The sequence below is a fragment of the Pseudomonas sp. A25(2017) genome (genome assembly GCF_002001065.1).
GTDB lineage: Bacteria > Pseudomonadota > Gammaproteobacteria > Pseudomonadales > Pseudomonadaceae > Aquipseudomonas > Aquipseudomonas kilonensis.
This window is the reverse complement of sequence record NZ_MUOA01000042.1, coordinates 76,808-85,167: the sequence shown is the minus strand read 5'-3', so window position 1 is coordinate 85,167 and position 8,360 is coordinate 76,808. Positions and strand designations below refer to the sequence as shown.

Here is an 8,360-nt window from a genome sequence, read left to right as displayed (position 1 = left end):
AACTCTTGTTTCAGGCTCATGGCGTCTCTCGTAGTCCAAGGCATGATGGCTTTCCGGCGAAATTGGCTCGCTGGAAAGTGTCCACCATGTCCCCGCACACCCGTCAACCATGTGTCCGGTCCGTACACGCTTCTCAAAAGTGACCCGCCGTCAGGGCGGAACCCTAAGCCGCCGTTACCGAAGAAACGGATATACACCCACATTAAGCGCCCTACAGCCACAGGGAAAGCGTCACATCGCGCAAACCACACGATTTCGCCCACTGGCCTTAGCCTGGTACAGCGCCTTGTCCGCGGCGAACAAAAGTTGCTGGAGCTCGCCATACGGCCCGTTTACCCAAGTGGCGATGCCAATACTCACCGTCATCGGCGCTCCCCCCTCGATCACAGGTGGCAACTGTTCAACCGCGTCGCGAATGTTCTGGGCCATGGTGAACGCACCGGCGGTGCTGGTTTCCGGCAGCACCACCGAGAACTCTTCACCCCCATAGCGTGCCGCCAGGTCGGCGGGGCGTCGCACATGCTGGCTGATCAATTGCGCCAAAGCTCGCAAGGCCTCATCACCCCGTTGATGGCCATGGCGATCATTGAATGCCTTGAAGTGATCCGCATCGATCATCAAGACAGACAACGGTTGCCCCGAACGTTGGGCGCGCAGCCATTCCTGTTGCAACGTCTCGTCCAGTGTTCGTCGGTTGGCCAGTCCTGTAAGGGAGTCGACGGATGCCAGTTGAGCCAATTCCTGTTCAGCTCTGTAGCGGCGTCGCAATTCGCGGCGCAGCAGCCAGGTGAGCCAGAGCAAACCGATGCACAGCGCGCCGGTAGCGCCACTGACCAACAATGCCGTGCGTTGCCATGACGCGAACACCTCTTGAGAGGAGAGCGCCACCACGACGATCAAGGGCAAGTTGCCCACCTGAGAAAAGGTATACAGGCGCGGCTTCTGATCCTGGCCGGAAACGCTGGTGAAACTGCCATTGCCTTCGTGCAGGATCCGCATGAAATTCGGTCGGTGACTGAAGTCCTTGCCTGTCAGGTCTTCGGCCAAGGGGGGCTCTTGTGCCAGGAGGATACCGTCGCGGCTGACCAGGTTGACCGTACCGCCATGACCGATGTTCAGACTCTTGAACAATTGGTTGAAGTAGTTGAGGCGCATCGCGGCCTCGGCCACGCCCATGAACTCGCCTCGTTCGTCGCTCAGTCGATAGCTGAAACTGATGCGCCAGTCCTGCGCATGGCTTCTGGAGCGGAACGGGCGGCTGATCATCATGCCCGGGCTTGGATCCTGGACATGGGACTGGAAATACTCCCGATCGGCATAGTTGCCTTTGCGCGGTGTGATCGAGGCGGAGTCAGCGATCACATCGCCGCGTTTGTCCAGCAGCAGGATGTCGCCTTTGTAGGGGGCGGCGGTGGCGCGGTCGAACAGTGCCAGATGGCGAATCGCTGGCGAAACGTCTCCCAGGTCGTCGCGTTTGGCAGCAGCGACCAGACCTTGCAACGACAGGTCGTAGAGCTCCACGTTACGCAACACATCGGCGTCAATCAGTTGCACGATATTGGTCGCCGCACGTGTCGCTGCCTGTTGTGCGGCGGCATGTTCGCGAATCAGCAGGAAAGTCACGATGCTCAGGATGGCAATGACAACCAGCGAACTGGCCAGTACGAGTACCCGTTCGGAACGTATCGAAGACGGGGTGTTGCCGGGTGTCGCACTGCGCGCGCTCATGGGTCCGATGTCTGCATTGTGATGTGGCTGGGATCCGTCCCAAAGGATTGCAAACCGGCAATGAACCAGATGCTGGCCTTTTGCTGATTGTGCTTGGATCGGTGAAGGCGGGCAATCAGTGTTTGCGCAATAACCGGGTAGGAGGTGCCGAAGGCTGCGATCTGTCGATTTTGATCGAGTTGGCTTTCACCCAGCATTCAATGCTGGAAAAGATCGAACCCTGTGGAGGTCTCACGCTGGTAAGCGGATCCCGAACGTGTTGGCGCCCTGGTCACTGCGCACGAATACGTCCCCGCCATGCATCAGCGCGATTGCCTTGACGATGGCCAGCCCCAGTCCATGGTTGGCGCCACTGTTGCTGCGCGAGGCATCGACGCGATAGAAGCGTTCGAACAGGCGCGGCAGGTGCTCGCCGGCAATGGGTTCGCCGGGGTTGGTGACCGCGAGGCTGATCTGGTCGCCAAGGGCTTCGATGTGCACGTCGATCACTTGCCCGGGCGCGGTGTGCTGTACGGCGTTGCTCAGCAGGTTGATCAGCGCCCGCCGCAGGTGGGCGATCTCGATGTTGGCCTGGGCATCGCCGCTGACCCGGACCCGGACCTGGGCGTCTTCGAGAATGAAGTCCAGGTAGTCGAGGGTGGTTGCCACTTCGCCGGCCAGGGAGGTGCTGGTCAGCTTGGTGGCCTTGCTGCCCTGGTCGGCGCTGGCCAGGAACAGCATGTCGTTGATGATCGAGCGCAGCCGCTCCAACTCCTCGAGATTCGATTGCAGCACTTCGAAGTAGTGTTCGGCCGAGCGCCCACGGGTCAGCGCAACCTGGGTCTGGCCGATCAGGTTGGTCAGGGGCGAGCGCAATTCATGGGCGACGTCGGCGTTGAACGATTCCAGCCGCGAGTAAGCCTGTTCGACCCGGTCGAGGGTGGCGTTGAAGGAACTGACAAACTGGCTCAGCTCCGGCGGCAGGGGCGACAGCTGCAAGCGCCCGGACAGGCGGGGCGGGGCCAGGCGTCGGGCTTCATCGGACAGCTTGATCAGCGGCTTGAGGCCGATGCGCGCGACCCAGTAGCCCAGCAACGAAGCCAGGAGCACACCGACAATCGCCAGGCTCACCAGCGCCACCAGCAGGCGATGCTGGGTCTGGTAGAAGGTCTGGGTGTCGATGCCGATCATGAAGCGCAGCGGCGGACGCTGGTCCTTGGCCGGGAACTGGCTCACCAGTACTTTCACCGGGTAGTGCCGATGGGGCAAGGTCAGGTCGCGCTTACCCAGGGGGCCTTGGGCAAAGGTGCGGATCTGCGCATCGGGATCGCCGTATTCAAAGCGTGGATCGTCGCTGACGATCCAGAAATGGATGCGTTTGTCTTCTTCACCGAGCAACCGCAGTTTGTTGTTGATCTTCACCCAGTGTTCAGGCGTGCCGTAGCGGCCAACGGTGGACTCCAGGACACTGTAGCGGGCATCGAGCTCGGCTTCGGGCAACAGGCCCAGGCCCTTGGCGACCTGTTGGTATAAAGCGCCCCCGATCAACAGGAACACCAACGCCGCTACCAGCGTAAACAGGCCGCTCAGGCGCAGGGCGATGCTGTTAGGGAGCGTCATCACTGCGACTCTCCAGCACATAACCCATGCCGCGAATGGTGTGCAGCAACTTCTGTTCGAACGGCCCGTCGAGCTTGGCTCGCAAGCGTTTGATTGCCACTTCCACCACGTTGGCGTCACTGTCGAAGTTGATGTCCCAGACCATTTCGGCAATGGCGGTTTTCGAGAGGATTTCACCCTGGCGGCGGGCCAGGACGCTGAGCAGGGAGAACTCCTTGGCCGTCAGGTCCAGGCGCTGGCCGGCCCGTGTGGCCTTGCGGCTGATCAGGTCGATCCACAGGTCGGCGATGCTCACCTGCACCGGTTCATGGCCGCCGCTGCGACGGGTCAGGGCTTGCAGGCGGGCCACCAGTTCGAGGAAGGAGAAGGGCTTGCCCAGGTAGTCATCGGCGCCGTCGCGCAAGCCCTTGATGCGGTCCTCGACCCGTTCCCGGGCGGTGAGCATGATCACCGGGGTCTGCTTGCGGGCGCGCAGGGCCCGCAGTACGCCGAAGCCGTCCAGGCCCGGCAGCATCACGTCGAGCACGATCACCGCATAGTCGGTTTCCAGGGCCAGGTGCAGCCCCTCGATGCCGTCCGGCGCCACGTCCACGGTATAGCCCTGTTCGGTCAGGCCGCGGTGCAGGTAGTCCGCGGTTTTTTCTTCGTCTTCGATAATCAGAACGCGCATGGCCCTGCCTCAGTGGTCTGTGCTCGCCAGCGCCGCCGTCGGCGCCGACCCTGGCTGGTGGGCGGGCCGATGGAACAGTCGCTCCAGCCACAAGTATATGACCGGTGTGGTGAACAGCGTCAGCGCCTGGCTCACCAGCAGGCCGCCCACCACCGCGATGCCCAGGGGCTGGCGCAGCTCCGAGCCGGGGCCATAGCCGAGCATCAGCGGCAAGGCGCCGAGCAGGGCGGCCAGGGTGGTCATCATGATCGGCCGGAAACGTGTCAGGCACGCCTGGAAAATCGCCTCCTGGGGTGCCAGGCCTTTGTTGCGTTGGGCGTCGAGGGCGAAATCGATCATCAGGATGCCGTTCTTCTTGACGATCCCGATCAGCAGCACCAGGCCGATCAGCGCCATGATCGAAAAGTCCTGGCCCAGCAGCCAGAGCATGATCAGCGCGCCGAGGCCGGCCGAGGGCAGGGTGGAGATGATCGTCAACGGGTGCACGAAACTCTCGTAGAGCACGCCGAGGATGATGTACACGGCCACCAGTGCGGCGAGGATCAGCCATGGCTGGCTGGCCAGGGAACTCTGGAAGGCCTGGGCCGCGCCCTGGAAGCTGCCGGTAATGGCGGCGGGCATGCCGATTTCGTTCTTCGCCTGGTCGAGCAGGCGCACCGCGTCCCCCAGGGCCACGCCGGGCGCCAGGTTGAATGACAGGTTGGCGGCCGGGAACATGCCGTCGTGGGCAATCGACAGCGGGCCGTTGCTCGGCGCATCGAAGCGGGCCAGGGCCGAGAGCGGCACCATTTCCCCACTCAGGGGTGAGCGCAGGTAGAAATACGCCAGGCTTTCGGCCTTGCCTCGTTGCGCGGTGTCGAGCTCCAGGATCACGTTGTACTGGTTGGTCTCGGTCTGGAATTCATTGATCTGCCGTTGGCCGAAGGCGTCGTACAGGGCCTGGTCGACATCGGTGGCAGTGAGGCCGAAACGCGCCGCCGCGCTGCGGTCGATGTTGATGTGGGTGATGCTGCCGCCCAGTTGCAGGTCGTTGGAGATGTCACGGAACGCCGGGTTGCCACGCAGCTTGTCGGTGAGTTTTTGCGTCCAGGCGTTGAGGCTCGGCCCGTCGTTGCTCTTGAGCACGTATTGATATTGGGCGCGACTGGGGCCAGAACTGAGGTTGATGTCTTGCCCGGCCCTGAGGTACAGCACCACGCCGGGGATTTTCAGCAATTGCGGGCGGATCCGGTCGATGAAGCCGCTGGCCGACACGTCACGCTCGCCACGAGGCTTGAGGGCGATCCAGAAGCGGCCGTTGGCGATGGTCTGGTTGTTGCCCGAGACACCGACGGAGTGGGAGAAGGTCTGCACCGCCGGGTCGGCGGCGACGATGTCGGCCAGGGCCTTGTGCTTGGCGACCATGTCCGGGAACGACACATCGGCGGCGGCTTCGCTGGTGCCCAGCACCAGGCCGGTGTCCTGTACCGGGAAGAACCCCTTGGGAATGAACACGTAGCCCACCACCGCCAGTGCCAGGGTCAGGCCGAACACGCCGATCATCATTTTTTGATGGGCCAGGGCCCGACGCAGGCCGTGTTCGTACCCGCCCAGCAGACGCTCGCCGAACCCCATCTTGCTGTGGGCATGATGCACCGGGGCGCGCATGAACAGCGCGGCCAGGGTCGGCGCCAGCGTGAGCGACACCACCACTGAAATCAGGATGGTCGAGGTGGCGGTCAGGGCAAACTCCTTGAACAGGCGCCCGACCACGCCGCCCATGAACAGCAGCGGAATGAACGCCGCTACCAGCGAGAGGCTGATGGAGACCACGGTAAAGCCGATTTCGCCAGCGCCCTTGATCGCCGCCTCGCGCATGCTTTCGCCGGCCTCCAGGTGGCGGTGGATGTTCTCCACCACCACAATCGCATCGTCCACCACGAACCCCACCGAGATGACAATCGCCACCAGGGTCAGGTTGTTCAGGCTGAAGCCCATCACATACATCAGCGCGAAACTGGCGGTCAGCGACACCCCCAGCACCGCCGAGACAATCAGGGTCGCCGAGAGCTGGCGCAGGAACAGCGCCATCACCGCGACCACCAGCAGCACCGCGATCAGGAGGGTAATTTCCACTTCATGCAACGAGGCACGGATGGTCTGGGTGCGGTCGATCAGGACCTTGACCTGAACGGCGGCGGGCAACATGGCTTGCAGGGTGGGCAGGGCCGCCTGGATGCGGTCGACGGTCTCGACGATGTTTGCCCCCGGTTGCCGGAAGATCACCAGGTTGACCCCCGGCTCGTTGTCGGACCAGGCCTGGACGTAGGCGTTTTCCGAGCCGTTGACGACCTTGGCGATGTCCTTGAGCTGTACCGGTGCCCCGTCCCGGTAGGACACGATCAGTTCACCGTACTCCGCAGGCTGGAACAACTGGTCGTTGGTGGACAGGGTGGAAATGCTCGAAGCGCCGTACAGGGCGCCCTTGGCCAGGTTGAGGCTGGCCTGCTGGAGCGCCAGGCGGATGTCCGCCAGGGTCAGGCCGATGGCGGCGAGCCGGTCAGCCGAGGCCTGGACCCGGATCGCCGGACGTTGTTGGCCGGTGATGTAGATTTGTCCTACGCCATCGATCTGGCTGATCTGACGCGAGAGCAGGGTTTCGACGTAGTCGCTCAGCTCGGTGCCAGGCATCAGGGAGGAACTGACGCTGAGGATCAGCACCGGGCTGTCGGCGGGGTTGACCTTGCGCCAGGTCGGCAGGTTCGGCATGTCGTTGGGCAGTTTGCCGGCGGCGGTGTTGATCGCCGCCTGCACTTCCTGGGCGGCGGTGTCGATGCTTTTATCGAGGCTGAATTGCAGGATCAGGTTGGTCGAGCCCAAGGCACTGCTGGAGGTCATCTGGGTGATGCCGGGAATGGCACTGAATTGCACTTCCAGCGGCGTCGCCACTGACGAGGCCATGGTTTCGGGACTGGCCCCAGGCAACTGCGCGTTAACCTGGATGGTCGGGAATTCGGCCTCCGGCAACGGCGCGACGGGCAGGCGAGGAAACGCGATCACGCCCAGCAGTACCAGGGCAAACGTCAGCAGCACCGTGGCGATGGGGTGGTCGATGCACCACGCTGAAACCGAGCCGCGGCCCTTCACGGTTGCGGCTCCGCGGTCTTGACCAGGGCGGGCGGATCACTGAGCACCTGGATGTGGCTGCCTGGCTTGAGCCGCGACTGACCGTCGCTCACCAGTTGATCGCCAGCGTTCACCCCTTTGATGATGTGCAGGTCGCTGTCCTGGTAAACCATCACCACCGGCACACTCTCGACCTTGTCGCCCTTGATCCGGTACACGAAGTGTTGCTCCAGCCCGCGCTGGACCACGGTGGGAGGCACCACCAGGGCGTCCTTGTCGAGGGCGGTCTGGATCTTCAGCGTCACCAGTTGCCCGGGCCACAGCCGTTGCGCGGCGTTGTTGAATTCAGCCTTGGCCCGCAGGGTCCCGGTGTTGGCGTTGATCTGGTTGTCGATGAGGCTCAGGCGCCCCTCGCCGAGCAGTTCTCCGGCAGCGCCATCGGCACCGATATAGGCCTTGACCAAGGCTTGCTCGGGCGCCGCGATCAACCGTTGCAAGGTGGGCAGCATTTGCTGGGGCAGGGAGAACTCCACGGCGATCGGGTCGATCTGGGTCACGGTGAACAGGCCATCGGTGTCGCTGGTGCGCAGGAAGTTGCCTTCATCCACATTGCGAATGCCGACGCGACCGCTCACCGGGGAGCGGATCTGGGTGTAGGACAGTTGCACCTGCGCCGAGTCGATGGCCGCCTGGTTGCCCTGGGTGGTGGCCTTGAGCTGGTTGACCAGCGCCTGTTGCTGGTCATAGGTCTGCTTCGAGACGCCGTCATCGACGCTCAGCAATTTGTAGCGCTTGAGATTGACCTGGGCCACCGCCAACTGCGCCTGGCTCTCGCCGAGCTGGGCCCGGGCCTGGTCGAGGCTGGCGCGGATCGAACGATCGTCGATGGTCGCCAACAGGTCACCCTTCTTGACCCGTTGCCCTTCCTTGACCAGCAACCGGGTGAGGATGCCGTCGATCTGCGGCCGGATGACCACGCTGTGCAGCGACAGGACCGTGCCGATGCCGCTGGCGAAGCGCGGTACATCCTTTTGCACCACGCTGATGGCCCGTACCGGAACGGCAGTCGGAGCGCTGGGCTTGGCGGTCACGGGCTTGAGCACAAACCAGAGGACGAGGGCCGCCAGGGCGACCAACAGCACGACGAGCAGGACGGTTTTCTTCTGGGTGTGCATGGATATGAAGGGCCGGTTCGGGACACAGGAGTTTGAGCTTTCTTATATAGCGTTACGAGCCGGTCAGGAAGGTGACGGCTAAC

The 8,360-nt window shown here is 63.1% G+C and carries 5 protein-coding genes; all 5 read right to left on the bottom strand.

Features of this window, described 5'->3' with window-relative positions; genetic code table 11:
* Positions 1–231: 231 nt before the first annotated feature.
* Positions 232–1,728, bottom strand: a complete 1,497-nt coding sequence (locus tag B0E42_RS04230; RefSeq protein ID WP_077505800.1) for a sensor domain-containing diguanylate cyclase — start codon at positions 1,726–1,728, stop codon at positions 232–234.
* A 231-nt stretch (positions 1,729–1,959) separates the two neighbouring features.
* The gene (locus B0E42_RS04220) at positions 1,960–3,327 is read right to left on the bottom strand and encodes a heavy metal sensor histidine kinase (protein ID WP_077505798.1); all 1,368 of its coding nucleotides are present in this window, start codon (positions 3,325–3,327) and stop codon (positions 1,960–1,962) included.
* Positions 3,314–3,997, bottom strand: coding sequence for a heavy metal response regulator transcription factor (locus tag B0E42_RS04215; RefSeq protein WP_018606111.1), 684 nt, complete (start codon positions 3,995–3,997; stop codon positions 3,314–3,316). Before B0E42_RS04215 ends, B0E42_RS04220 begins: the two co-directional genes overlap by 14 nt.
* A gap of 9 nt (positions 3,998–4,006) precedes the next feature.
* The gene (locus B0E42_RS04210; protein ID WP_018606113.1) at positions 4,007–7,123 is read right to left on the bottom strand and encodes a multidrug efflux RND transporter permease subunit; all 3,117 of its coding nucleotides are present in this window, start codon (positions 7,121–7,123) and stop codon (positions 4,007–4,009) included.
* Positions 7,120–8,277, bottom strand: coding sequence for an efflux RND transporter periplasmic adaptor subunit (locus B0E42_RS04205; RefSeq protein ID WP_024619864.1), 1,158 nt, complete (start codon positions 8,275–8,277; stop codon positions 7,120–7,122). Before B0E42_RS04205 ends, B0E42_RS04210 begins: the two co-directional genes overlap by 4 nt.
* Positions 8,278–8,360: the final 83 nt, after the last annotated feature.

Excerpts from the sequence above, each read along its gene's own strand:
- B0E42_RS04230 (WP_077505800.1), bottom strand. The coding sequence starts at position 1,728 with ATGAGCGCGCGCAGTGCGACACCCGGCAACACCCCGTCTTCGATACGT.
- B0E42_RS04220 (WP_077505798.1), bottom strand. The coding sequence starts at position 3,327 with ATGACGCTCCCTAACAGCATCGCCCTGCGCCTGAGCGGCCTGTTTACG.
- B0E42_RS04215 (WP_018606111.1), bottom strand. The coding sequence starts at position 3,997 with ATGCGCGTTCTGATTATCGAAGACGAAGAAAAAACCGCGGACTACCTG.
- B0E42_RS04205 (WP_024619864.1), bottom strand. The coding sequence starts at position 8,277 with ATGCACACCCAGAAGAAAACCGTCCTGCTCGTCGTGCTGTTGGTCGCC.